Source organism: Roseibium sp. RKSG952 (assembly GCF_009711355.1).
The window spans coordinates 1-501 of record NZ_SMMF01000283.1 but is presented as its reverse complement, the minus strand read 5'-3'; the positions used below and the strand labels follow the sequence as shown (position 1 = coordinate 501).

The following is a 501-nucleotide window of genomic DNA, read 5'->3' as shown; positions in this document are numbered from 1 at the left end:
AAGGTTTTTCGATGCGGGCCGCGGCGAGGGAGATCGTCTGGGCGAGAGCATGGCCCGCGTTGGAAAACCTCCCAAGGAGGAAACCCGCGTGGTTTGGGCAGGATCTATGGTGAAAGCTGGGATCTGGTCGCCGGTGGGGTATGGATGGAGCGATCTGTTAGCGGTAAAGCATGCCCGGATATGACAAACTGTATTGCGGACACGAGTACATTTGCGGGTTCGGTGTCGGCCTGAGCCGCAGCTTTTGCGGCGAGCGGGCGCCCGGCGGCAAAGCGGTGAGGCTCACGAACGAGCGGCATCGTTCGCGTTCTGATCGGGTGATGTGACGGGCGTTTTGTCATGCAGCCCGCTCCCTCGGGGGTGCGCGGGATCGTGGTATCTGGCCACAGTGAAAGATCTCGACGATGCGCATCGGACCACCACAGCAGGGGGAATGGCTCGCGCAGGGTGAACGGATCGATCCCGGTTTCCGCCGCCGGTTCGGGCGGTTGCGCCCTGAGA

1 protein-coding gene is annotated in these 501 nt (G+C 62.7%); it reads left to right on the top strand.

The genetic code is table 11. From position 1 onward, the window contains the following. Window positions 1-184 (top strand): hypothetical protein (locus E1297_RS49495; RefSeq protein WP_209015540.1); only part of this gene is annotated, 184 nt, incomplete at its 5' end. Between the last annotated feature and the right edge of the window lie 317 nt (window positions 185-501).